The following is a 25,440-nucleotide window of genomic DNA, read 5'->3' as shown; positions in this document are numbered from 1 at the left end:
TATGAAAGTTTTACAAAACCTGTTCGATAGTGTTAAGCCAAACTTTGAGAAGGGAGGCAAATGGGAGAAGTTCTACACACTGTATGAGGGTCACCGCACAATTGCATTTGCTCCGGATTTGGTAACGGGCTCAAAAGGGTCACAAATCAAAGATGCGACCGATTTGAAGCGAATCATGATTACCGTGGTGATTGCGATGATTCCAGCGTTGATATTTGGGATATTGAATGTTGGACATCAACATTTCTTGGTCACGGGTGAAGAGGCAACTTGGCTGGATAAAGCCTTGATCGGAATGATCTCTGTCCTACCCATCTTGATTGTTTCCTATGGGGTAGGTCTCTCTACGGAGTTTACCTTTTGCGTGATCCGGAATCACCCCATTAGTGAGGGTTTTTTGGTGACAGGCATGTTGATAGCGCTGGTGATGCCTCCAAATATTCCCTTGTGGCAGGTGGGACTAGCGACCATCTTTGCGGTAGTGGTGGGCAAGGAAGTCTTCGGGGGAACAGGGATGAATATCCTCAATGTTGCCATGACCGCAAGGGCTTTTTTGTATTTCGCTTATCCGGCACAAATTTCCGGTGATCAGGTCTGGACTTACCTGGGAGATAAGGCTCCGATCGATGGATACTCTGGAGCGACAGCCTTGGCGGTTGCCTATAATGCCGGCGTAGACGGTGTTTCAGCGACCGATGCATTGGCGAAACATAACTCAGTGTTAGGGGATGGTATGTTCAGTTTCGCCAATATGTTTATGGGTTGGATACCTGGTTCAATCGGTGAGACTTCCACCTTAATGGCGCTAGTAGGCGCTGCAATTTTGATCGGAACGGGCGTAGCAAGCTGGAAAATCATCTTCAGTGGATTTGCGGGGGCCTATGTAATGGGACTTATTTTGAATATTTTGGCGGTTAACGAATACATGGCGATGCCTCCTCAATATCATTGGGTAATGGGGGGATTGGCGTTTGGAATTGTCTTCATGGCCACGGATCCTGTATCGGCAGCTCAGACAGAAACTGGAAAATGGATTTATGGATTCCTGATTGGTGTATTGACAGTGATTATCCGGGTAACAAACCCCGCGTATCCTGAGGGAATTATGTTAGCTGTTCTATTTATGAATGTCTTCGCTCCCCTCATTGATTATTATGTAGTTCAGGCAAACAAAAAAAGGAGGTTACAACGTGCAACAGTCTAATGCTTATGTGATTACGTTTTCTGTAATCCTAACCATCGTTTTGGGCTTATTACTTTCCGGAACAGCAGAAGTATTAAAGCCGATTCAGAAGAAGGCAGAGGCCTTGGATACCAAAAAGCAAATACTCGGTGCGGTGGTATCGTCCGACGAAATCCGAAAAATGAAGGCCGAGGAGATAGATGCCTTCTATGAAAGCAGAATATCCTCCAAGGTAGTCAATATCAAGGGAGACGAGGTAACTGAACAGGACGGCGTGGCAGTTACTGCCGAGTCGGTTGATGTGGGTAGAAATTACAAAAAGGCACCCGAAGATAGACTTTACCCTGTTTTTATATTTCACAAAGAAGGAAATCAAGATGCGGCTGAAGCCTATATCCTACCAGTTTATGGTGCGGGTCTGTGGGATAACATTTGGGGATATGTGGCGCTTCAAACGGATTTAAATACGATCGAAGGGGTTACTTTTGCCCACGCCGGTGAAACTCCCGGGCTTGGTGCTAGAATTACCTCTGGAGATGTGCAGGCCCGTTTTGAAGGCAAAAAGGTGTTTGACGAAGGTGGAAACCTTGCATCTGTTGCCATGCAGAAGGGAGAAGGAAAGGACTATTCAGGTGACCCTCATAAGGTGGATGGACTTTCGGGAGCTACGATCACAGCAGTAGGTGTAAATAACATGTTGCAGGCGTACCTAGGCCATTATAAGGCTTACTTGGAAAAGGTAAAATCCAATCAGGACGCAATGGCTTTAAATTAAACTTTGGAACGTTTCAATTGTATATAAGATGAGTACAGAAACCGCTGAGAAAATAGGTATCGTAAAGGAAGTAGAGCCTTTACTATCCAAAAGACGAAAAAAATTGATCACTGATCCCTTGGTTGACGACAACCCAATCACTATCCAAGTATTGGGAATTTGTTCGGCGCTGGCGGTGACTACGCAAATGCAGCCCACGTTGGTAATGGCTTTGTCTGTTATCTTTGTAATGGTAATGGCCAACTTGACCATTTCCCTGCTTCGAAATAAGATACCAACCCGTGTTCGAATTATTGTACAACTGGCTGTTGTGGCCTCTTTGGTAACGCTGGTAAACGAAATATTGAAGGCTTTTGCCTACGATATGTACAAAGAGCTTTCCGTTTTTGTGGGGTTGATTATTACCAACTGTATTGTGATGGGGCGATTAGAGGCCTATGCTTTGGGTAACAAGCCTTACGATTCCATACTTGATGGCTTTGGAAGCGCCTTGGGCTATTCATGGATCATCTTGGCCGTAGCATTCTTTAGAGAATTGTGGGGTTCTGGGTCTGTCTTTGGAGTACCTGTGTTTGATGCAGTTTCTGGTTTATTTGGAGAAGATTTTAACTTGGCCACCAATGGGTTGATGGTTAGCCCAGTAGGAGCATTTATCATACTAGGGCTTATCATCTGGGTACAACGTACCAAGACCGGCTATGTAGAACACTAAATACGAAAGAGAAATGGAATTATTTAGCTTAGGAATCCGATCGATCTTTATCGACAACATGGTTTTCGCCTACTTTTTGGGAATGTGTTCTTTTTTGGCCGTTTCTAAAAAGGTAAGCACTGCACTTGGTTTAGGTGCCGCCGTAATTTTTGTATTAACTATTACGGTGCCTTTAAACTGGCTTTTGAATGAGTTTGTACTGAAGGAAGGCGCATTGGCGTTTCTCGGTTCAGGGCTGGCATCTGTTGACCTCAGCTTTCTTCGGTTTATCATGTTTATCGCGATCATCGCTGCGATGGTACAGTTGGTAGAAATGGTAGTGGAAAAGTTTGCACCAGCTCTTTACGGCGCTTTGGGAATTTTCCTCCCCTTGATTGCGGTTAACTGTGCGATCTTGGGTGGGTCCCTATTTATGGCGCAGCGTGATTATACATTAGCAGAAGCTACCGTATATGGATTTGGATCTGGAACAGGCTTCTTTTTGGCGATTGTAGCACTCGCGGCTATCCGCGAAAAGCTAAAATACTCAAATGTGCCCAATGGGCTTAAGGGATTGGGTATCACCATGCTACTCACAGGTTTGATGGGCATTGCGTTTATGTCTTTCATGGGGATCGATTTGTAATTTAGGTACATTGAATAATCTTGTATAGAAGCCCTGTTTTTATAAGCAGGGCTTTTTTTGGTACACTTTTTATTACTCGTTTTGGAAAACTTATTAGGCTTATCATGTCAAGCTTTACATCTAAAAGAATCCTTGGGTACTTCTTTCGTGGGTTGTTGTTTGTAGTGCCATTTGCACTTACTGCCTATATCATCCTTTTGGCGGTGCAATTCCTCGATAATCTGATTCCCATCAATGTCCCGGGTTTGGGCATTTTGGTGGTGTTCGGTATAGTGACGGCGGTTGGATATATGACCAGTTTGTTTTTAACTCGATCAATTTTTGAAGAGCTGGAAAAGATCGTTTTTAAGATTCCGCTCGTAAATATCCTATACACAAGCATTAAAGACCTGATGTCGGCTTTTGTAGGCGATAAGAAAAAATTCAATACCCCTATCATTGTAAAGCTTTCGGAGAATACGCACCGGTTAGGTTTCATGACGCAAGGCGATCTTAGCGCCTTAGGTGAACCTAATTTGGTTTCTGTTTATTTCCCCCATTCCTATAATTTTAGCGGAAACTTGTATTTGGTTCCTAGGGATAACGTCAGGGTGTTAAAGAATGTCAATAGTACTGAGATTATGAAGTTCATCGTCTCAGGAGGGGTATCCCAGCTTAGTCAGTTGCCGGTCGGTGTAGTTCCCACGGAGGATGCCACCGAGACTCCTTGATCGATATAGTGAATCCAATTTGCCAGATAGATTTCTGCCTATAAATGAAGAAAGCCGACCATTTGGATCAGCTTTCTTTGCTTTATGTGTGATTCGTGATTAGGTTGCGGGGAAAAATACCCGCCGCAGATTATAGTTGAGCCTCAAGTTTTTGGCTTAGGACAGATTTTGGAACTGCTCCGATTTGCTTGTCCACGATTTGACCATCTTTGAATATCAGCAGTGTAGGAATGCTCCTTACTCCAAATTTCATGGTAATCTCCGGGTTGCTATCCACGTCCAATTTTCCTATGACGGCTTTCCCTTCGTATTCACCGGCCAACTCTTCTACAATTGGACCGATCATCTTACAAGGTCCGCACCATTCAGCCCAAAAATCTACTAATACGGGATGCGCTGATTTTAGCACTTCCTCAAAGTTAGCGTCGGTAATTTCTAATGTTTTTGCCATTTCTGTTTAGTTATCAATTTATTACAGATCATATAAGTAAATATGTAAAGCCCATCTTATCCCAATTAGTTCCTAAAGCGCGGTATTTTTTATAGGATCTTGTAAGCCAGCTCAGGGATGGAGTTCAATGCTTTGATCATTTCATTTGAGGGATCCACTGTGAATTTTTTGGACATCAGGTCCAAGGTGATCTTTTCCCGGTCGTCAATGATATTGATATATAGTTTGGCAGATCCTTGGTGTTTTTGGGTGATTTGCTCTAGCTTTTCCATGAGATCACAGCTCAAGTCATCCAGTGCGATGTGTACCCGAATTCCCTTAATCATTTTCTCCCGGAGCTCGTTGAGGAGGGAGATGTTGTTTATCTTAAACTCCACTTCGGTGGGTTTGTATTTGTTTGGATAGATGCTACCGGTGACATAGAGAAACCATCCGGTCATAAAGTATTCTTTGTATCGGACGTAGTCATCTCCAAAAATGAAAAAGGTATACCCACCGTGGTAGTCCTCGAGTGTTAGGGTTCCGAAGGGTTTCCCTGTTTTTGTGGTGCGATGGGCAAAGGAGGTAACTGCTCCGGCAATCTTTATTTCACCTCTGGATTTGATCCCTTCCAAGTTGGCCAGTTCAGGCAGTTGGGTGTTGGTAAAGGCTTCGATCTCAATTCTAAACTGATCCAACGGATGCCCCGAAATGTACAATCCCACTACCTCCTTTTCGATATTTAGCTCTTGTAGTTGGCTGAAAGGTTCCATTTGGGGTACGTTTGGGAGGGGGATGGCCATTCCGGAACTACCGCCAAACAACGAAACCTGGGAGCTTTCCTCCTCTTGAATGACCTTTTGGGCATACTTAATCGCCTTTTCTATCAATGGAATTTCTCCTTCTGGAGCTTCCAGGTATTGTCTTCGGTGATATTCCTTGAAGCAGTCAAACCCTCCTGCCATCGCCAATACTTCCAAAGTTTTTTTGTTTACCGCCCGTAGGTTAACCCGCTTTACAAAGTCGAAGAAGTCTTTGTAAGAACCTGCTTTTGTCCGTTCTTCGATGATGGCATTCACGGCAGCTCCCCCTGCGCCTTTGATGGCAGCGAGTCCAAATCGTACCTGCCCCTCCATATTTACGGTAAAGCCGTTATTGGACTCATTGACATCCGGACCCAACACTTCGATATTCATGCGCTTGCACTCTTCCATGAAAAAAGTCACTTGGGTGAGATCGTTCATGTTGTTGCTCAGTACGGAGGCCATGTACTCTGCAGGATAGTGCGCCTTCAGGTAGGCGGTTTGATAAGCAATCCATGCGTAACAGGTGGAATGGGATTTGTTGAAGGCGTAGGAGGCAAAGGCTTCCCAGTCTTTCCATATTTTTTCCAGTTTGGTTTTGTCGTGGCCTTTTCCGCCCGCTTGTTCGATGAATTTGGGCTTCATCTTGTCCAGTACGTCTTTTTGCTTCTTTCCCATGGCCTTTCGGAGTACGTCGGCCTCACCTTTGGTGAATCCGGCAAGTTTTTGGGAAAGCAACATAACCTGTTCTTGGTATACGGTGATACCGTAGGTTTCCTTCAGGTATTCCTCCATGTCATCGAGGTCGTACGTAATGGGCTCCCGGCCGTGTTTTCGGTCGATGAATTTGGGGATGTATTCCAGCGGACCGGGACGGTATAGGGCATTCATCGCAATAAGATCGGCAAATACCGTTGGCTTCAGTTCCCGCATGTATTTTTGCATCCCAGCAGATTCATACTGAAATATCCCCACTGTTTCTCCCCGTTGAAATAGCTCGTAGGTTTTCTCATCATCGATTGGAAATGCCTCGGGATCCAACTTAATGCCGTGCCGTTCCGCCACAATTTTCACCGCATCCTTGATCAGCGTGAGTGTTTTCAAACCCAAAAAGTCCATTTTCAGGAGGCCGGCACTTTCCACCACGGAGTTGTCAAACTGTGTACAAACCATTTCGGAATCCTTGGCCAACGCCACAGGCACATAATTGGTGATGTCGGCAGGGGTGATGATGACCCCGCAGGCATGGATACCGGTGTTTCGTACAGACCCCTCTAGGATCTTTGCTTGATTTACCGTCTTGGAGTTATCGTCTTGTCCCTTGGCGATCCGTACTAGTTCTAGGGCACGTTGAACGTTTTCGTGGTTGTTTTTGAGCTTATCTGAAAGTTTGGCTTGATCTTTCGCTAGGTCAAATAGCGCCTTTAGCTTCAGGTCAGGTACTAGCTTGGCCAAGCGGTCTGCCTCTGAAAGCGGCAGGTTCAATACCCTAGCGGTATCCCGGATGGCTGATTTGGCCGCCATGGTACCATAGGTGATGATTTGCGCTACTTGATTCGCACCGTATTTTTTGATGACGTAGTCGATTACCCGCTGTCTTCCTTCGTCGTCAAAGTCGATGTCAATATCCGGGAGTGATACCCTGTCCGGGTTTAGAAAACGTTCAAATAGTAAATCGTAGGCAATGGGATCCATATTGGTAATACCCACGCAATAGGCAACAGCAGACCCTGCAGCTGAACCCCTTCCCGGGCCCACCGAAACGCCCATGTCCCGCGCCGCTCGGGTGAAATCCTGCACAATCAAAAAATAACCCGGATACCCGGTCCGTTCGATTGTTTCTAACTCAAAGTCGAGCCGGTCTTGGATTTCCGGCGTTATTTCGGCGTAGCGTCTTTTGGCCCCTTCGTAGGTGAGGTGCCGAAGGTAGGCATTCTCTCCGCGTTTTCCGCCGTCTTCCTCGTCCTTAGGATCGACAAACTCCGCAGGAATGTCAAATTTGGGCAGCAAGACCTCTCGTGCCAGTTTGTAGGCTTCAATCCCCTCTGCGATTTCATGGGTACAGGCAATGGCTTCTGGGAGGTCGGCAAAAAGCTTTTTCATCTCGTCCGGCGACTTGATATAAAACTCTTCGTTTGGAAAACCGAACCGGAACTCCCGGCCACGCCTTCCGATGTATTTTTTGGGTTTTTCTACCAGCTCTCCGTCTTTTACACAAAGCAGGATGTCATGTGCATTCGCATCGGACTTGTAACTGTAGTATGCGTTATTTGCAGCAAAATATTTCACGTGGTGTTTGTGTGCAAACTCCAGCAAAACTTCATTGACCTTCTCTTCTTCTGGGATGCCATGGCGGTTTAGTTCCACGTAAAAATCTTCGCCAAAGGTCGCCTTCCACCATAAGAAGGCTTCCTCAGCCTGTGATTCACCGACATTGAGGATCAAATAAGGGATCTCACCCCAAAGGCCTCCGGTGGTGGCAATTAGATTGTCCTTGTAACTCAAAAGGAGCTCTTTGTCAATTCGTGGCACGTAGTAAAAACCTTCGATATTTGCATAGGAAGCGAGCTTGGCCAAGTTGTGGTATCCGGCTTTGTTTTTAGCGAACAATACGGCTTGGAACCCATCGTCCTTACTGCTTTTGTTTTTCCTGTCCCGGCAGATGTTAAATTCGCAGCCTAGGATTGGCTTGATATCGTTTGCAAGGGCTTCCTTCACAAAGTTGAAGGCCCCCATCATGTTACCGTGATCGGTCATTGCGATGGCAGGCATACCCTGTTCCTTGGCTATTCGGATCAGTGTGGGTATTTCAGAGGTAGCCTGGAGAATAGAGAATTGGGTGTGCACATGCAAGTGTACAAATGGAATGTCTCGAAGGTCGGAGATATCGGCTTTTCCGGCTGCTCGTAATACATCTTTGGCGGCCGCTTTTTGTTCATCCACGGCCATGTCAAAGTTTGCGGCATCCAGATTTGGGGCTTCATAGACTACCTCCGAAATTTTCAAACCGGCTTCGGGAGCAATTACTCCGGCGGTAATCAGACCGAAAAAACACTTGGCTGTCGCATCTACGTCATACGCCGCATCGTGCGCCGAGTCAAACCCCACACCAAAAAGCTTTTGATGGAGTTCCGTCAGTGTGGGCCACTTATATTTACCGCCTTTACCACCTGGTATGGCGCAAAAGTCGGTGGAAAGATCCTTGGTGTCCAAGGTTTTTTTGGAGAGAAAATCGGTGCTGACTTCTTTTCGTAAAAATTCGGCACCGGTGACGTTGATGTCAAACTCCACATTGTGCCCGACGAGGTAGGTAGTTTTTGCCACGTCTTCTTGAAACATCGCAAGGACTTGCGTCAGGGGCTTGCCCTCTTCGTTTGCACGCTTCGTCGAGATGCCGTGGATTTTCTCTGCATTGTAGGGAATCGTATACCCCTCTGGCTTTACGATGTGGTTATGCTGAGAAAGAAGCCTTCCGTGGGCGTCGTGTAGCTGCCAGGCGAGTTGCACCAATCTGGGCCAATTGTCTAAATCGGTAATGGGAGCATCAAAACTTCTGGGTAGGCCGGTGGTTTCCGTATCAAAAATAATATACATGTAGATCTCCAGGTTTTTTGAAGATCTAAGGTAAGGCGAATCTGTCTGATCTGCCAGTACAATGGCCGAAATCAGTAGCGAAAAATGAACAGGGGACAACCCCGGTGCCCCCTGTTCAATGGCGTCGCTTTATGCCCTGTTTAGTCTTTTGTCAATGTGAACTGATCTCGGATGGTTCCATCCAGGTCATAGACGGTGTAGCGCAGGGTTTTGCCCTGTATTTCCATGTACTGGTAGAGGAACTCCGCGGCAAATTGTACCTCCGCATAACTTCCCTTTTCGGCTTCTTTATTTTTCCCCTTGGTGCCAATGGAGATTACGTACCGCGTGCCCTTATCGGAGTTGATTTTACTGTTAATCAGGGGTTTGGAGCGCATATAGTAATGGAAATGCCCACCCATGACCATGTCTACCTCATACCGGTCAAAGATGGGAACCCACTCTGCAATGATATCTTCGTACGGTTCCACGGCATTGTAAGGAGGGAAGTGGGTAACCACAAATTTCCAGTCGGCCGGGTTATTTTTCAGCACCTGTTCCATCCAAGCGCTTTGCTTGGATAGGGGGAGTGTGGCGTCTAACATGATATATAAAGCATTTTGGTAGGTGAAATAATAGGACCTCCCACTAGGTAGCTCCTCGGGTCCGTTGTCCGGATAACTAAACATATCCTCAAACATCCAAGCTCCTAGGCCATCCTGACTGTCGTGGTTTCCCGGTACGGTCATCAATGGTCGTCGGGCAATGGTTTTTCCGGCAAATCCGAAAAGCTGATCCCAATCGTCCCGGTGCAGGCCAGTATTTACCAAGTCCCCGGCGATGATATAAAACCTGTTGTCTTGGTGCCGTTGGTCTGCCTGATGAATAAGATCACCCCACTGATCCGTATTGTGCACATCTCCAAACCAGATAAAGGAGAACGGAGCGTTTTTTTCGCCGGCTGTTTGGAAACTTTCGGGGTTCGACCATCCTGTCTCCACGCTGCCCACTTGGTAACTATAGTGCGTGGCAGGAGTGAGTTCTTGGAGAGTGGTGGTAAAGCGATGGATATAGCGGTCATTTTCGAGTAGCCGATCCTCCATAAGGGAGGCGTTAGCGGTTTGGGTGAGCGTATCCGTGCTGCCAACCTTCCAATACCGAACTAAACCTTCCTTTACCGAGGGGTTGGTGCGCCATTGTATATCGACGGCGTTTTGGGTATCTCCGCTCCAAGTCAGCATGATTTGATCCGGATCGCCTGAGGAAGGAAAGTCTGTAGTCCGAAAGGCTCCGATCAGGTGGGCTTCACGCGCCCTACCGCGAATGGTGGTCAGCAGGGACTGCCCCTTCATTTCCTGCGGTACCTCCGTTAGGGTGAGTCCGTCCCAGTCATGGTAGGTAAAGGCGCCCACTTCCAGCGGTTCGATATGTTGAGTCTCGGGAAAAACCGGCTCAATCTCCAGAAGATCGGAGGCATCTTTGGGAGCCAAGCTAATAAAATACACCGGTCTGTGTTTATCAAATCCGTTGATGCCGAGGTTTATCTCCCCGGCAGAAAAGTCTTTCTGCCAGACTTCGTAGGTGGAATGGGTATTTTTTATCTGTAGGTCGGTGCGGTTAAATCCAGATTCCTCCAGCCAAAAGGGAACCGTTTTTTGGTCTTTGTCACGCATCAGAGAAACGGTAACGGGCACATTCACCCGAATCACCCAGTACTGGGTAGCCATTACCTGCTTCTCCTCCTCAGTGAGGTAGGATCGGATAAAGGACTCGCTGATGGTATCCAAGGTCGGTTTGTCGAATTGTTCATAAAACCGGCTCACAAGATCGTCCATTATCCCAGTGAGGGTTTTCGAATGGTTGGTGTGTGTGGGTCTTTCGGTGCAGGAACCGAGGATAGCGATCAAAATGCCTACGACGAACGGTTTTTTAAACATGTTAATTTTTATTGAACGATAAATGCTTCCATACATTGCTACTGTAATCCGTCTCAAATGGGCTAGCAGCCTGCCGGCCAAATGAGTTAATTCGGACGCATTCTTAACCTTACGGTCATCTCAAGAAAACAAAAAAACAGCAAACGGGAAGTAGCCTGTTTTTTAGGCTTTCATGTATATAGGGTCGGAGGGTGACTCAATGAAAAAGACAACATCAGATGCTTTGATTCAAAAACTGGTTAAGGGCAAGATTTCCCGGGAGGAATTTGAGAAGCTGTTGCTTGCCCTCGAAGATGAGGAGCAGGCAGTTTTTATCGAAAACAGCATGCGGGACCATTTTAATGCGGTGATGGACGAATATGAGAAAGAGCAAAAGCCGGTACCCAATAAGGAGAATAGTCCAAGTAAAGATATCAATTGATCGATTATAAATCAGTAAATGGAGTAACGAATAGTAAGTTCAAAAGAGATAGACATTCATTCATCATTCAGTAAACGCACTGCCAAAGTTAGTTTCGGCACGCAGCGCCCAAACGAGCCTGCGTACCTGCAATCGGTTTGGAAACGAGCTTTCCAATGGGAATAAACCTAAGATCACTCAAAAACATAACAAATCTAAGACAAATGAAAAAACACCGTACAAACAAAATGTTTAAGTGGATGGTACCACTGTTGTCGATTGGCTTGTGCTATGGCTCGCCCTATGCGTCTATGGCCCATACGACAAATGCCGGGGCAAATGCCTTGGGCAATGTTTCACTGGCAGAGGAGGCCCCCGAGGCAGTCGCTATCACTGTAAGAGGTAGGGTTACCGCAAAGGGGGACGAGATGGGTCTGCCTGGCGTAACCATCGTGGAAAAGGGAACCAATAACGGGGCAGTTACCGATATCGAGGGGTCCTACACCATCGAGGTAGCCGGAGAGAATTCCGTGTTGGTGTTTTCCTACGTAGGCTTTGACAGCCAGGAAATTCGAGTAGGAAACCAATCTACCATCAACGTTTCCCTCGCCGAATCCATGTCTTCCATGTCTGAAGTAGTGGTCACTGCCTTGGGTATTGAGCGGGAGAAGCGATCATTGGGCTACGCAGTGGCGGAGGTGAAAGGTGATGACGTTCGAAATGTAACACAAGAAAACGCAATCAATGCACTTGCCGGTAGAGTTGCTGGTGTGACGATTAACCAAACCAGTGGGGTTGGGTCATCTTCTTCAATCGTAATCCGGGGAGCCACCTCGCTTACCAGCGACAATCAGCCATTGTTTGTGATTGATGGTGTGCCTGTTGCAAACAGCCTGAGCAACATGCGCAGTATGGGAGGTCGAAATGAGGTGGATTATGGTAACCAGATTTCCGACCTCAACCCGGATGATATCGAGAGCATCTCGGTATTGAAAGGACCGAGTGCTGCTGCCCTTTACGGTACACGGGCAGGAAATGGCGTAGTATTGATTACCACCAAAAAGGGTAAAAAGGGAGAAAGAATGACGGTTAACTTCTCCTCTTCCAACGTATTTGAAACTCCGGTAAGGTTTATGGATTTTCATTATAAGTATGCAAACGGAAATCGCGTAGGCCTTTTGGATGAACGTTCCGAATACTGGGCGGGCATTCCATTGGATCAGGGTATTACCGCAGTGCAATGGAATAGCCCCGTTGATGCAAATGGAAACCGGTTGCCGATGGAAATGAGGTCTTATCCGGACAATATGAAAAATTTCCTGGAAACTGGCGTAACCTCAACCAACTCGCTTGCCATTACCGGATCTACCGATCGTACTACTTATAAATTGGGGTATACTAATATGTCCCATAACGGGATGATACCAAATTCGGATTTGTTTCGGCATAACCTGAATTTTTCGGTTGGGTTTGATATTTCCGAAAAATTGAGATTTTCCACCGATGTGAACTTATCAAAATCCTTGTCAAACGACCGGCCTTCTACGGGTAACCGAGGGGCAAATGCAGCAGAGTCGGTATACAATTGGTCACACGTCAACATCGCAGACTTAAAAGAGTACTGGCTACCAGGTCAGGAAGAGTTCCAACAAAAGGCACCTTCCGATAATATGGATAATCCATATTTCATTGCGTATGGAATCAACAACGGTTTTGTACGGGATCGGGTATTCGGTAACGTCAAGTTGGATTATAAATGGAATGAGAATTTGAATTCCCATATCCGCATGAGCTACGATACCTATGCGGAAAACAGGGAAACCAAGATTCCATATTCATTCACTAGGGAACGTCGAGGAGCATATCACCTGCAGGATATAGCGCAAGCGGAGTCCAACGTGGAGTTTTTGACGACCTATAACAAGGCCTTTGGCGATTTTAACGTATCGGTATCTGGTGGAGCAAATGCGATGAACCAGAATTTCCGGGACAACTATATGGGAAGCCGGGGAGGTGTAGGTCTTGTTGTGCCGGGGCTATACCGCATAAGTAATATTCCCCAAGATGGTATAGCTTATTCTAACTTTGCTTCTAGAAGGGCAATATACAGTGTGTTTGGATTGGCATCTATTGGATTTAAGGATCAATTGTACTTGGATGTGACTGCTAGAAATGACTGGTCCAGTACCCTTCCAGCAAGTAACCGTTCATACTTCTATCCCTCTGCATCTTTGAGCTGGATGGCCAACTACACGTTTAACCTTCCACAGGAAGTTTCCATGTTGAAATTCAGAGCAGGTATTGCGCAGGTAGGTAATGATACAAGCCCGTACGCGATTTCTCCGGTTCTAGGCAGTGGTAATTGGGGTAACTTGGTTTTCAATACTTACCCAGGAAACCTGCTAAACCCAAATCTAAAGCCTGAGATCAATACGTCTCAAGAATACGGTATGGATTTGAATTTGTTCAACGACCGATTGAGATTCGAAGGAACCTATTTCTATCAGGAAAACCGAAACCAGATTTTGAACGTACAAGGGCCATCATCCTCTGGCTTTCCAACGCGTCAAATCAATGCTGGTATGATCTCTAGCCGTGGCTGGGAAGTTATGTTGGGCGGAACTCCAATACAGCGGCCCAACGGAGTATCTCTTGATGTTAATGTCAACTTTACCCGTATGAGGACCCGATTGGAGAGCCTGACAGATGGCATGGACTTTATCACTCTTTGGGATGACAACAACGGTGGTGCGCAGACGTTTGTAGGCGAAGACATTGGAAACCTATACAGTAGAGGCTTCCGATTCGTGGAGGATCCCAACTCTCCTTATTACCGATGGCCAATATTGACAAACACTACCGGTACTTGGCAGCCCGACAACCGCAGAGAAGCACGCGTAAAAGTGGGTAACTTTAACCCCGATTTTATCATGGGCATGCAAACAGGTCTACGCTACAAGAAGTGGAATTTACAAGCCAGCTTTGACTGGAGGATGGGTGGTCAATTCCAGTCTTTTACCTACCGGTACGGCGGGTCTAACTGGAAATCACAGCTCCAAATTGACAACCTGGTTCCCGGAGGGTTGTATTCTACAGATGAACTGGTGGCCTTGCTGAAATCTGATCCAGAGAAATACATCATCCCGCAAAACGGAAACTTCCCGCGAGTTGGGGGGTACACGCAGGAAACCGGTGGCCTACCAACTCCCTTAGGAAATGAAACCAATTATGATGGCGTTTTTATCCCAGGTGTAATTGAAGTGGCTCCAGGAGAATACATTGAGCACTTGGGAGGAGAAGGGACTTTTATCCGGCCTGCTTCCAACCAGTTTGCTTGGTCTTATAGCCAGCAAGTGACATTTGATGCTTCGTTTGTCAAATTGCGCGAACTTTCCATCGGATACGATCTACCTACACCTAAAGGAATCCGTAGTGCCAATATATCCGTTTTCACCCGAAATGTGATTCTTTGGACCGCTGCCAACAACGGTATAGACCCTGAAAGAGCTTTCCAAATCACCGGTGGCCGTCAGGGCGATACCGCAAACGTATTCCGTCAAGGTATTGAGTTGCAGAACGTGATGCCTTGGACTATGCCGTTTGGATTTAAGTTAAACATGACGTTTTAATTGACCTCGGTTAACTAAACACTAAAAATTGATACAAGATGAAAATAATTAGTTCATTATATAAGTTCATGTTAGCGTTCGTGCTGCTTGCAGCCGTATCGTGTGACAGCTTGGACGAGATCAACGACAACCCTAACGGGATTTCGCCAACCTCAGCTAACCCCAATTTACTATTGCCTGCTGTGATGAGACAGGCGGCGTTGAACATTAACAATATGGGATACGGTGACTTGGCTGGTACTGTTCAACATACCCAAAAGGATGGCTGGTTTACAGGTCACAACCAATACGAATGGGGTCTTCAGGATTGGAACGGATGGTATGATATGCTCCGAAATAACAGATTCCTGATGGAGAGAGCCGAAGCAACAGGACTGGATTTCCACCGAGGAATTGCATTGACCATGAAGTCCTTCATCTTCGGCACAATCACAGACCTTTGGGGTGACGCACCCTATACCATGGCACTTAGAGGTGATCAACCAGGAACCGAGAATGAGTTTCCGGTATATGATAGCCAAGAGGTGATATACGATGGTGTGATCAATGATCTGAAGGCAGCGGCGCAAATTTTCGCAACTGGAAGTAATTCGGGGATTATCCCTCAGTACGATCTGTACTTCGGTGGCAATGCGCAGCGCTGGCACAAGTTTGCAAATTCGCTTTTACTTCGATACTACATGCGATTACAGGCCAAGAAACCCGATTTTGCAAGGGCTGGTATTGAAGAAGTGTTCAGGTCGGGGGTTTTTCTTTCGTCGGCGGATGAAGATGTGACGATGAATTATATTGGTGCATCAGCGGGAGATTCCTGGCCTAGTGCAACCGACTTTGATGCAGGGTCGAATTTCCGAAGAATCAAGCCAACCACTACGTTGATAGATCGAATGCTAGAGATAGATGATCCGCGCATACCGGTGTGGTTTAGACCGGTTCATTGCCAATGGGTGGAAGACCCCACGCTGACTACTGCAATTGATCCCTTTATTCGTGAAAATGGCGTGATCTTGGATGGGCGCATTTCATTCAACGATGCAGAATACGTGGCGCGAATTGCAGCAGGAAACGTATATACCAGGCACTATAATCCTGCTCTGCTGGGCCGTCAGTTGGACACAGGAAGGTACGTGGGCGTTCCACCTGCATTGGAAAATCCAAGTGCCCATAATCTGAACCCGACGGAGGGTCAGCAGCTGGAAAATCAACACGTATCCCAGCTTTCTGACCACTACCGTGGCAGAAGCGGAGGCATCTTGAAGGCTAGGATTATTTCCGCAGCGGAAGTACACTTTATTCTTGCAGAGGCAGCACAAAGAGGTTGGAATGTGGGAAATGCTCAAACGCATTACAATAATGCAGTGAAGTTTTCCTTGGATACTTGGGGTGTGGGTGGTAGCTACGAAGAATACATTGCAAGACCGGGGGTGGCTTACAACGGAAGCTTGGAGCAGATAATCGAGCAAAAGTGGATCGCTTCCTGGACCACTGCGTCTGAGTCATGGTTTGACTTCCGAAGAACTGGGTTGCCAGCTTTGGTTCCAGGCGAGGCTTCAGCTGAACCGGTGCTGCCTGTGAGGTTTACCTATGGCAACAATGAGATTAATTTCAATGCCGACAATGCTACTGCGGCGATCAACAGATTGGAGGTAACTTTTGCGGCAGGTAGAGGTGCAAACAATCAATGGTCGAAGCCTTGGTTAATTCAAGGCACCGGAAAGCCGTGGTAATCCGATCGTAACACAGTTAAATTTTTTACGCCCTGATTTCATTAGAAATCAGGGCGTTTTGATTTATCCAGGCCACTGAGTTTTTATGCTTTCTATGATGCTTATTGCCCCGAAAGACCGCCCATAGGGTAGTCGTTAATGGGATTATGGTAGTATACCTGTTACAAGCGTTTAGCTAGCTGAATTGCCGATAACGAGTTTGATAAATTTCCATAAAATGAATAAAGCAATTACGAAATGTTTTTTGAGCGTTGGCTGCCTTTTCCTAGGGGGTATGATGATGGCTTCCGTAAATGCCCAGCAATTCCTCGATGGGACAAATCTGGACCTGAGGCTTAGCGGTTACCTGCCTTCCCCCATGCCTGACCGGATCATCCTCAACCTGTCCGAATCTCCCTTGCAACTATTGAACGTCAATTGGCGAACCTCGACCGATCAGCCGGAGGGTGTTTTGGAATGGGCAGAGGCCACCCATTCCTCCTCCTTTCTGGAAAAGGTACGTTCTGAGAAGGCGAGTAGCGAGTTTTTGTCTGTACGCCACGAGACCAATCCAACCATCGAAGCCTATTACCATAGTGCGCAGATGACTGAGATGGAACCGGGTAAAACATATGTGTACCGGGTGGGGGCAGGTGACTATTGGAGTGAATGGTTTCAGGTTATCCTGCCCGATCCTGAAAAGAAAGGGCTGACTTTTTTATATTTGGGGGATGCCCAAAATGGGGTTCGGGATCATTGGTCCAGGCTAATCCGTCAGGCCTACAAGCATTTTCCTCAAGCCGCTTTTTCCCTGCATGCAGGCGACCTCATCAATCGACATAATAACGATTTTGAGTGGGGTGAATGGTTCTATGCAGGTGGATTCATCCATGCCACCATGCCAAGCATGATGACCCCGGGCAACCACGAATATGGCAAGGATGAGTTGCTTTCGCCGCAATGGAGGCCCCAGTTTAACCTTCCGCTTAATGGGCCGAGAGGCCTGGAGGAAACCTGCTATCAGGTGAACTACCCCAACCTGAAACTTGTGTCCCTCAATGCGGAGGAAATCGAGGAGTCTCCGTATTTAAAACAGAAGCAAGTGGTTTGGTTGGATTCGATTTTGGCCAACGACCCCAGGAAATGGACCGTGATAACCATCCACCATCCCTTTTACTCCACCAAAGCCAATAGGGATAATGCCGATCTACGGAAGCATTTTAAGCCGATAATAGATAAATATCAAGTGGATCTGGTACTGCAGGGACACGATCATGCCTACGGAAGGGGTATGATCGGCCCAACGCAAGATGGAGGAATAGACGAAGTGAAAGCTGAAAAGGAAGGCACCGTATATGTGGTTTCCATGGCAGGGATTAAAATGTATGATGCGGAGGAGTATCCTTGGATGGAGCGGAAGGCTTCTAAGACACAAACCTACCAGGTCATTCACCTATCCAATGACGGCAAACTACAGTATGAGGCGTATACGATTCATGGAGAGCTGTATGATGCCTTTGAGTTGACTAAGGGGGTCGACGGACGAAATAAGCTGGTTAACCGGATTCCAGACACACCGGAGTATCGATAAAAAAAGGCTGACCCTTCATTGGAGTCAGCCTTTTTTGATTCTGTGAGCTTAATTCAGCTCAAACCTTCGGTTCATGCCGGGCATTTCGCCATGGGTGCTGATCGCAATCAGGGCCAAGACGGCGATAAGCGCAATCACCCCCAAAAGGGCATAGGACCATTTGACTGGAGCGAATGCACGAGGGGCAAAGGAAACGGTCAATTTCGGCATGGCCCATAAGATGACAAGGAAATTAGCGATGTATAGGAACTGTTCTATGCGGTAGAAGCTCAGGAAGGATCCGGTGATCAGGATGGTGTAGAGTATATACAGCGCAAAATAGCCAACAAATACGTGTTTGATGCTAGCCTGTCCGATGGGGTTGGAAGGATTGCTTTTGTGCCTGCTGAATTTTCGGATCCAGGTAACCGCTAGTGCCAACAGTGCCAAAAACGCTACCCATTGTACCATTCTGAAAAGAGACGCCGGGTCAGCCACTTCCAGGCGTTCGAGGGTGGGGCTGAGGTCTTTCATGAGGAAGGACTGCTGCCAGACAAAGAAGGGGATCAAGAGGACCAATCCGATTAAAGGGATCAACAAGTTGGAGTTTTTCAGGGTCAACTTTTCTTCGACAGGCCATTCGGAGGTATAGGTGGCGTATGCCATACCGACTCCGCCAAAGAATCCCAATGAATATTCCATCACATTCCACATATTAAAGGGCACCTGTGCTACGTTTCCCAGTACCTGAAGAAAGTTGCCGAAGGCAAAACCAAACCCTCCTCCCAGGCCCGCAAATACGGCTACACGTAGGGCACTGTGTTGGCCGGTGCGAGCCAAGTAATAAAGTAGCGCAATTCCAATACCGGCACATACCCCCCAAGCTTCTGAACGGGGAGGAGTCATCTCGAAGCCCAGTTGCTCGATGATGAAATAGTAGAAAATTACACCGCCTACCGTCAGTTCTGTGACCACCTGATGCCATTTAATCTTGGTTTTAGTGGTGTCAGCAAGCACCAATCCAAACAGGCCACCACCTATAAAGCCATATAGTCCCCCAATGACCAAGAGCATCAGGAGGCCATAGTAAACATTGACAAATTCAATCCCACGTCCATAGCCCACCACTGCGCCGTAACTCATCATGCCCCCCAGGCCCCAACCTACAGCGCCTGCAAATGCTGCTTTAATTGCCTTGGGATACCAGTCTTTTCTGCCAGCGAGTAGTAGGATGGCCAGACTTCCAATGCCTCCTGCCCAAGCAGCCCCCTGCTCGTGCCCAAACTGCCCACGTATGGCCCAAGCCGTGGCCAGCGCCATGCCTGCTATAATGATGGAGAACCAAGTTTCCTTTGTCAATTGCTTCATAGATCGTTTGTTTCTTGTAAAGGATATACCTTTGGAGGTCGGATAGTACTATCCAAAAATCAGCAGATGTTAAAAACAAAGCGGCTTTTTACAGGATCGGATTCTTTTCTGGGAGTCGTAAGGAAGCGGAGTGGTAAGGGTTACTTGCCCGCCAGGTACTGCTTGCGGTATTCCACGGGGTTACAGCCCTTTACCTGCTTAAATTGGCGGGCGATGTTTTTGCTGTCATTCAAGCCAAGATCCATGGCGATCTCAAAAACCGTTTGATCTGTCTCCAACAGTTTTTGGGCAAACTTCTCGATGCGTAGGTTGGAGATATACTTGTAAATGGGGAATCCGGTAATCTGTAAAAAGCGTTTTTCGAGCGTTCTGCGTGAAAGGGGCACCTGCTTGACCACCTCGTCTACCTGGAGGTTTTTTTCGATGTTTTTGTGGATGTATTTTAGCGTAGAGGCAATGTAGTCGTCGTTGGTGGCATAAATGTCGGTAGATTGTCGGGTGATAATTTGGGTGGGTTTTACAATAATGTCGTAATGACCCTCAATTCCGTTTTGGATCATTTGATCCATCAGTTTGGCCGTGTCGTATCCGCCTTTTTCCACGTCCATGGCTATGCTGGATAAAGGTGGGTCGGATAGTTCACACAGCATGACGTCATTATCTACTCCCAATACCGCAACTTCCTCCGGAATACGGATTTTATTCTGCTTACAGGCTTCGGCTATGTGCAGGCCCTGATTGTCGTCACAGGTCATGAGTGCAATCGGCTTGGGTAGGGATACCAGCCATTTGCTTAGTGAATTGCTTTTATAATACCAAAGGTCCGTAGAGCGGGATTTCCGGTGCTCAAAGTAATGGACTTTATAGCCTACCGAATTTATTTTTTCTTCAAAGCCCTCGGCACGTTCTCTGGACCATACGATGTCGTTGAATCCGTAAAAGGCGAAATTTTTGAATCCTTTTTGTAGAAAATAAGAGGCCCCCATCAGTCCGGTTTCCCGATAAGCACCAGTGATATTGGGGAGCTCTTTGAACCGTTCTTTGAAATCCTGGGCGACGACAGGAATTTTTGACTCTAGGATTAGTTTGATATCCATGTCGTTGTAGAGTTGGCCGATTATCCCATCGGCACCCCATTCTTTTGCCCAGTTGATGATGCCTTCTATGCCGATGGTTTCCCGATAGTAAAGCGGCATGCGGCAGTAGGTCCAAGGGCCATGCTCGGAAGAGTATTTCGATATCCCTTTCAGTAAGCTTTTGCTGTATTCCTCCGCAAAGTCTAAAAGCAGGATGATCTTGTACATGTGGCCTATTCTTAGTTAAAGAGATCTTTGAAACGCTTCACCGTCGCATTGGTCACCAATGGTTTGGCCCAGATACCGATGCTGAGGATATAACCCAATGTGATGAGCAAAAACAACATGGCGACTTTTAGCCCTACTAATTCGGCTATGCCGCCCACGACTAGGGGAACCACCGCACCTCCTGCTATGCCGGTGCAAAGGATTCCCGAGAAGGTACCGTGATGTTTCGCCACGGAGTTAAGAGCGAGCGAAAAGATGATTGACCACATTACCGAGGCAAAGAATCCCACGAGTGGAAAGGCAATGATGGCCACCGCGGTTGGACCAAAAAGACCCGCCAAAAGAGAAACAATGGCCCCGGAGGTAAACAACATCAACACCCGCCGGCTGTCAAAGAACTTTAAGAGAACCAACCCGAGCAAACAACCTACGGTAAGCAATCCCCAGAAATAGGAAATAACAGAGGCTCCCACTGTGGAGGGATCCACCCCGTGGTAATCCTGCAGGAATTTCGAAGTCCAGTTGGCTACACCCTGTTCGGTGCCTACATAAGAGAATATGCCCAAAAAGTACAAAATCACCATGCGGTCACCCAGTAATTCTTTCAGAGACGAGCCGGCGTCGATTTTTTCATCTTCTTTGAGTTCCACGGTCGGGAATTTGGCTAGGATGACGATGATCACCATCACAAAGGCGGTGACTGCAAATACCCAATAAAGCGAAACCCACTTGAGGCTTTCTGGAACCAGTCCGTTTAGCAAGGTAATCAACCCCGAAGTGTTTTCGGTATGCATATTGTTGACCAGAAAGCTGTAGAGCCAAGGACTGAGGAAACTGGCAGCGCCGAAGGCCAATTGCCCCAAGACAGAGTTAAAGGCAAAATGCTCATCACCTCCAGCTGTGCGTAATAGGGGGTTGATTACTACCTGCAGCATGGCCATGCCTATCCCAATGATAAATAACGAACTGAGCGCAATGCCAAAGCTGGGAATTAGCGCAAAAAGTAAGGCACCGGCAAAAGCCATGATAAAAGCGGCTGCCAATACCTTTTTTTCACGGTATTTTTCCACTAGGATACCAGACGGTATGGACATCACCGCATACGCTACAAAGAAGGCAAATGGTAGGAACCCGGCCAGCCCCAAGCTCAATGTAAAACTTTCGATGATGTCTGGGATGATGGGGCCCAATATGTTTGTCAAAAATGAGATGACAAAAAAGATCAATAATATCAGCGCAACTATTAGGTTGTTTCTTTTCATAACGGAATCGTTTCGTTGGTGGGGATTGATATTACAGGCTACTGGATGGATTGTCAACAGTGCCGGCATGTTCCAACGCTTGGTCCACCAGTGCTGCGGCACCTAAAAGTGCAATGTTTTCGTTATTGGAGACAAGTATATTCAGCTTCTTGATGATTTCTGGGTAGATGAAGTCCTTGAAACTTTCCTCCATACTATCCTTGAAGAAGGAAAAAGCCTTGGCGAGGGATCCGCCGATGATGATGGCCTCTGGGTCGTAAGTATAGAGCACGGCTTGTACAGCTGCTCCGAAATGAAGGCCAAACTCGTTCCATTGGGACATCGCCTCCGGGTCTCCTGCCTTGGCTGCTTTGTAGGCATCGAGTGCGGTGGTATCGTAAAAGCTGCTGAAAAAATTGCCACTGGCGTAATACTCAATGTTTTTGTCTTTATAGGGAAGAAGGCCTATTTCACCCGCACCGCAGTTGATTCCGGTATATAGCTTGTTGTCAATGATGATGCCTGAACCCAGCCCGGTACCAATGGACATGCCCACCATATTACGGAACTGCATTCCCAGCCCAAAGCGGTGTTCGCCGATGGCAAAACAGTTGACATCGTTGTTCACGTAAACGGGAATTGCAAATTCTTTTTCCAGTATAGCTTTTAGCTCTACTTTTTTCCACGAGGGGATATTGGTTACGTTGTATACGATGCCGTTTTTTACGTCCACCACGGAAGGTACCCCAATGCCAATACCCTCCACTCCATGATTCATTAGCGGTTTAATGAAGTTGATCACTTGTTTTAACGTGGACGAAAGGCTGTCTTTTTCCTTTAAAAGGGCTTTGGTCTGGGAAATGATTTCCCCATTTTTCTCAATCCCCACTTGGATTTTTGTGCCTCCTAAGTCAATACCTATATTCATTTTTTTACTCTCTGTAGGTTGAATGTTGTAAAAAGTTAATGCTAGCTAATGCCATGACCGCCCAATCTTTCCGCAAAGATCGCTGTTAATTAAATCTAAGATTGATTCACCATGTAGATTCTTTTGGAAGCACTCAGTGGATTGGCTCATTTGGTTTTCATTTATACGATGAAATGCATATTCGGGCTATTTCCCCGCGCACAATTTTGCGGATAGCCCGTATTGTAATTTTTCCGTATTACCTGCCGTTGCCCGGTAACATAGTTGGCGGTTTGCAACAAAAAATCAATTTACAATATACCGCATTTTATTTTATTATGGTAAAAAATCGTGTTTTAAACATCCTCTTTTCGTTGGTGTTGGCTATTGGCAGTGGTCAGGTGTATGCGCAAGGAGAATCCTTTGTTCAAACAATTTCCGGGAAGTATCGTGCCTCCGACCAAGGCCAGCAACCCGAGTTTTTGAAAACGTTGGTGGATTACGATGATCAGGTTTTTGTGTTGAGCGATCAGGGGGTGTACTATCTTTTTGAAGAGCAACTCATACCGGACACAAGGTACAGTTCCTTGGCAGGGAAAATTCCCTTGGATCTGGCCGTTCAGGAGGGCACCGGTTACCTGTATTACCTGTATGGAGACCGTTTTCTTAGCAATGCCCGGGCAGGGAAGCCTTTTGGTAAATTGCCGGAAGGGGTCTATAACCGATTTGTTGTCAATGCCGAAGGGGACTTGATGCTTGCAGGCAGTGGAAAATTGGCGTTGTTTCAGGATGGCCGATTGGTGGAGTTAGGGAAGGTTTCCGGCCAAGTTCAACAGCTAGTTGTGCATGAAGGCGTTTTTTATCTGAAGGCAGACGACCGGTTGTGGAGGGTAAATGGAAAGAATCAGTTGGAGGAGGTCATTTCCGTCAAGGGACTTCAGGCAGTTGCTTTTCGGGGCGCTGAACTTATCGCAGGAACATCCTCCGGGTATGCGGTCTTTTCACTAAGGGACCGGACCCAATTGGTTCCCTGGCAGGAAAATTTACCCGTACCTGACATAAAGCATTTGGCTGTAAACGGAGGCTTTGTATGGGCCGGAACCGATCAGGGAGCCTTTAGACACCTTCTTGACGGAGGTTTCCGCTATTACGCCTCCAAGCGTTGGCTGATGGAGGACGAAGTGATCGATATGGCATTTGATTCCAAAGGGGATGCGTATCTGCTTACGAAGAGCGGCATCAATCTCCTGAACTTTAGAGAAATGACCTTAGCTGAAAAGGCAGCACACTATGAATCGAAAATCCGGCAACGACATATCCGTTTTGGGTTTTCTACCGAAACGCGCGTAAAAGATCCGGAGAATCTGGGTAAATCGGTTTTGGAAGACGATGACAACGACGGGCTTTGGACGTCTTTTTATCTGGGCAGCATGGCCTTTAAGTATGCGGTCACCGAAGATAGCAAGGCAAGGCGCTATGCCTGGGAATCCTTTGAGGCTTTTGAGCGGCTTCTTTCTATCAATCAGTTGCAGGGGTTTCCCTCCCGCACCTTTGAGCGTACTGGTTTTAAGGTCTCCGGCCCTTCCAAATGGCGGGAATCTCCTGACGAAGGATGGGAGTGGAAGGGTCATACGAGCAGCGATGAGTTTGTGGGATATATTTTTGTCGCGGCTGTGATGGACCAGTTTGTGGCAAAAACCGAAACCGAGCGCGCCCGAGTAGCGGCCTTTATCGACGAGATACTGATGCATATGATTGACAATGATTATTATTTTGTAGATATTGACGAAAAACCCACGCTTTGGGGTAGATGGAACCCGGAATACATCAATTCCTATCCGGAGACGGTAGTGGATCGGAAGCTGGGCAGTACCACGCTAATAGCGGGCTTGCAGTTGGGCTACGCGCTTACCGGAAAGGAGCTTTACAGGGCGGAGGCCTTCAGGCTAATGGAGGAAGAAGGCTACTTGGACAATATCCGCATTGACCTAAACCAAATACGCGCTACTCCCAATGTGATTTTCGAAGGCCACAATATGGGTGACGGGGGTTGGAATCACTCCGACGATGAAATGGCGTTTCTTACTTATTGGGTGCTATACCATTATGCTTTCAACGAAGATCTTCGAAATGACTGGGCCTGGGTTATCGAGAACCACTGGAAGATAGAACTGCCAGAGCGAAATGCCCTTTGGAGCTTGATCACTTACGGTACGCAAGGTTCCATAGATCGTCCCTCGGTTTTTTGGCACTTGGAGGGATTTCCATGGCAATTGGTAAGACATCAGGTGAAAAATTCTCATCGGAAAGATTTAAATTTCTTGGAGGAAAATTTCAGGGGACAGACCACTGATAGGTTGTTACATGCGGATGAGCGGAGCATTGAGCGGCATAATGCCAACCCCTTTGACCTGGACTCGGGCAGAGGAGGTGCCACCGAGCTGACAGGGGATGAGTTCTTGCTCCCTTACTGGCTGGGCAGGTATTTAAAGGTAATTCCATAAAAGGTGGAAAGCTATTCGTCATAAAATGATAACTTTAAGCACTAGGCAAGAAAGGGCCTTGAC

At 47.0% G+C, this 25,440-nt stretch carries 17 protein-coding genes; 10 read left to right on the top strand and 7 right to left on the bottom strand.

The annotated features are described in order from the left end of the window. Position 1: 1 nt before the first annotated feature. The 5 genes from IAQ59_RS06830 to IAQ59_RS06810 all read left to right on the top strand — a co-directional run bounded on the left by IAQ59_RS06830 (position 2) and on the right by IAQ59_RS06810 (position 4,005). Entirely contained in the window at positions 2-1,204 is a 1,203-nt protein-coding gene (locus IAQ59_RS06830) for an NADH:ubiquinone reductase (Na(+)-transporting) subunit B (protein WP_209330042.1), read from the top strand. Next, positions 1,191-1,958: an NADH:ubiquinone reductase (Na(+)-transporting) subunit C gene (gene nqrC, locus IAQ59_RS06825; protein WP_209330041.1), complete on the top strand. Its 768-nt coding sequence runs from the start codon at positions 1,191-1,193 to the stop codon at positions 1,956-1,958. Before IAQ59_RS06830 ends, nqrC begins: the two co-directional genes overlap by 14 nt. A 28-nt stretch (positions 1,959-1,986) precedes the next feature. Beyond that, on the top strand, positions 1,987-2,670 hold the full coding sequence (locus IAQ59_RS06820; RefSeq protein ID WP_209330040.1) for an NADH:ubiquinone reductase (Na(+)-transporting) subunit D: 684 nt from the start codon (positions 1,987-1,989) through the stop codon (positions 2,668-2,670). 13 nt (positions 2,671-2,683) lie between these two features. Beyond that, positions 2,684-3,295 (top strand): NADH:ubiquinone reductase (Na(+)-transporting) subunit E, encoded by a 612-nt coding sequence (gene nqrE, locus IAQ59_RS06815; protein ID WP_209330039.1) that lies wholly within the window; start codon positions 2,684-2,686, stop codon positions 3,293-3,295. A 104-nt stretch (positions 3,296-3,399) separates the two neighbouring features. Then, positions 3,400-4,005, top strand: coding sequence for a DUF502 domain-containing protein (locus IAQ59_RS06810; RefSeq protein WP_209330038.1), 606 nt, complete (start codon positions 3,400-3,402; stop codon positions 4,003-4,005). A gap of 130 nt (positions 4,006-4,135) precedes the next feature. Here the strand turns inward: IAQ59_RS06810 and trxA are convergent, their stop codons facing one another. The 3 genes from trxA to IAQ59_RS06795 all read right to left on the bottom strand — a co-directional run bounded on the left by trxA (position 4,136) and on the right by IAQ59_RS06795 (position 10,748). Beyond that, positions 4,136-4,456: a thioredoxin gene (gene trxA / locus IAQ59_RS06805; RefSeq protein WP_209330037.1), complete on the bottom strand. Its 321-nt coding sequence runs from the start codon at positions 4,454-4,456 to the stop codon at positions 4,136-4,138. A gap of 89 nt (positions 4,457-4,545) precedes the next feature. Next, positions 4,546-8,832, bottom strand: coding sequence for a DNA polymerase III subunit alpha (gene dnaE, locus IAQ59_RS06800; protein WP_209330036.1), 4,287 nt, complete (start codon positions 8,830-8,832; stop codon positions 4,546-4,548). Positions 8,833-8,972: 140 nt separating this feature from the next. Further along, positions 8,973-10,748, bottom strand: coding sequence for a purple acid phosphatase family protein (locus IAQ59_RS06795; RefSeq protein ID WP_209330035.1), 1,776 nt, complete (start codon positions 10,746-10,748; stop codon positions 8,973-8,975). A gap of 199 nt (positions 10,749-10,947) precedes the next feature. Between IAQ59_RS06795 and IAQ59_RS06790 the strand changes: the two genes are divergently transcribed. From IAQ59_RS06790 to IAQ59_RS06775, 4 genes are all read left to right on the top strand, one after another. Continuing rightward, positions 10,948-11,169, top strand: a complete 222-nt coding sequence (locus IAQ59_RS06790; RefSeq protein WP_209330034.1) for a hypothetical protein — start codon at positions 10,948-10,950, stop codon at positions 11,167-11,169. Between the two features lie 203 nt (positions 11,170-11,372). Next, on the top strand, positions 11,373-14,777 hold the full coding sequence (locus IAQ59_RS06785) for a SusC/RagA family TonB-linked outer membrane protein (RefSeq protein ID WP_209330033.1): 3,405 nt from the start codon (positions 11,373-11,375) through the stop codon (positions 14,775-14,777). A 38-nt stretch (positions 14,778-14,815) separates the two neighbouring features. Continuing rightward, positions 14,816-16,504 carry a SusD/RagB family nutrient-binding outer membrane lipoprotein gene (locus IAQ59_RS06780; RefSeq protein WP_209330032.1) on the top strand — a complete coding sequence of 563 codons (1,689 nt, stop codon included), beginning with the start codon at positions 14,816-14,818 and terminating at the stop codon, positions 16,502-16,504. Positions 16,505-16,721: 217 nt separating this feature from the next. After that, a complete protein-coding gene (locus IAQ59_RS06775; RefSeq protein ID WP_209330031.1) occupies positions 16,722-18,074 on the top strand; it encodes a purple acid phosphatase family protein in 1,353 nt (450 codons plus the stop codon). Between the two features lie 48 nt (positions 18,075-18,122). Here IAQ59_RS06775 and IAQ59_RS06770 read toward each other — a convergent pair whose 3' ends face one another. From IAQ59_RS06770 to IAQ59_RS06755, 4 genes are all read right to left on the bottom strand, one after another. After that, positions 18,123-19,421 carry a hypothetical protein gene (locus tag IAQ59_RS06770; protein WP_209330030.1) on the bottom strand — a complete coding sequence of 433 codons (1,299 nt, stop codon included), beginning with the start codon at positions 19,419-19,421 and terminating at the stop codon, positions 18,123-18,125. 140 nt (positions 19,422-19,561) lie between these two features. Beyond that, entirely contained in the window at positions 19,562-20,725 is a 1,164-nt protein-coding gene (locus IAQ59_RS06765; RefSeq protein ID WP_209330029.1) for a DNA-binding transcriptional regulator, read from the bottom strand. An 11-nt stretch (positions 20,726-20,736) separates the two neighbouring features. Then, positions 20,737-21,987 carry an MFS transporter gene (locus tag IAQ59_RS06760; RefSeq protein ID WP_209330028.1) on the bottom strand — a complete coding sequence of 417 codons (1,251 nt, stop codon included), beginning with the start codon at positions 21,985-21,987 and terminating at the stop codon, positions 20,737-20,739. Between the two features lie 31 nt (positions 21,988-22,018). Further along, positions 22,019-22,894 carry an ROK family protein gene (locus IAQ59_RS06755; protein ID WP_209330027.1) on the bottom strand — a complete coding sequence of 292 codons (876 nt, stop codon included), beginning with the start codon at positions 22,892-22,894 and terminating at the stop codon, positions 22,019-22,021. Positions 22,895-23,211: 317 nt separating this feature from the next. Between IAQ59_RS06755 and IAQ59_RS06750 the strand changes: the two genes are divergently transcribed. After that, positions 23,212-25,377 (top strand): hypothetical protein, encoded by a 2,166-nt coding sequence (locus IAQ59_RS06750; RefSeq protein WP_209330026.1) that lies wholly within the window; start codon positions 23,212-23,214, stop codon positions 25,375-25,377. Positions 25,378-25,440: the final 63 nt, after the last annotated feature.

Source organism: Lunatimonas salinarum, assembly GCF_017811155.1.
GTDB lineage: Bacteria > Bacteroidota > Bacteroidia > Cytophagales > Cyclobacteriaceae > Lunatimonas > Lunatimonas salinarum.
This window is presented reverse-complemented; position numbering and strand designations above follow the sequence as displayed.

Coding starts and splice junctions, on each gene's coding strand:
- dnaE (WP_209330036.1), bottom strand. CDS start 8,832: ATGTATATTATTTTTGATACGGAAACCACCGGCCTACCCAGAAGTTTT.
- IAQ59_RS06820 (WP_209330040.1), top strand. CDS start 1,987: ATGAGTACAGAAACCGCTGAGAAAATAGGTATCGTAAAGGAAGTAGAG.
- IAQ59_RS06790 (WP_209330034.1), top strand. CDS start 10,948: ATGAAAAAGACAACATCAGATGCTTTGATTCAAAAACTGGTTAAGGGC.
- IAQ59_RS06755 (WP_209330027.1), bottom strand. CDS start 22,894: ATGAATATAGGTATTGACTTAGGAGGCACAAAAATCCAAGTGGGGATT.
- IAQ59_RS06770 (WP_209330030.1), bottom strand. CDS start 19,421: ATGAAGCAATTGACAAAGGAAACTTGGTTCTCCATCATTATAGCAGGC.
- IAQ59_RS06775 (WP_209330031.1), top strand. CDS start 16,722: ATGAATAAAGCAATTACGAAATGTTTTTTGAGCGTTGGCTGCCTTTTC.
- trxA (WP_209330037.1), bottom strand. CDS start 4,456: ATGGCAAAAACATTAGAAATTACCGACGCTAACTTTGAGGAAGTGCTA.
- IAQ59_RS06750 (WP_209330026.1), top strand. CDS start 23,212: ATGGTAAAAAATCGTGTTTTAAACATCCTCTTTTCGTTGGTGTTGGCT.
- IAQ59_RS06785 (WP_209330033.1), top strand. CDS start 11,373: ATGAAAAAACACCGTACAAACAAAATGTTTAAGTGGATGGTACCACTG.
- IAQ59_RS06795 (WP_209330035.1), bottom strand. CDS start 10,748: ATGTTTAAAAAACCGTTCGTCGTAGGCATTTTGATCGCTATCCTCGGT.
- IAQ59_RS06760 (WP_209330028.1), bottom strand. CDS start 21,987: ATGAAAAGAAACAACCTAATAGTTGCGCTGATATTATTGATCTTTTTT.
- IAQ59_RS06810 (WP_209330038.1), top strand. CDS start 3,400: ATGTCAAGCTTTACATCTAAAAGAATCCTTGGGTACTTCTTTCGTGGG.
- IAQ59_RS06780 (WP_209330032.1), top strand. CDS start 14,816: ATGAAAATAATTAGTTCATTATATAAGTTCATGTTAGCGTTCGTGCTG.
- nqrE (WP_209330039.1), top strand. CDS start 2,684: ATGGAATTATTTAGCTTAGGAATCCGATCGATCTTTATCGACAACATG.
- IAQ59_RS06830 (WP_209330042.1), top strand. CDS start 2: ATGAAAGTTTTACAAAACCTGTTCGATAGTGTTAAGCCAAACTTTGAG.
- IAQ59_RS06765 (WP_209330029.1), bottom strand. CDS start 20,725: ATGTACAAGATCATCCTGCTTTTAGACTTTGCGGAGGAATACAGCAAA.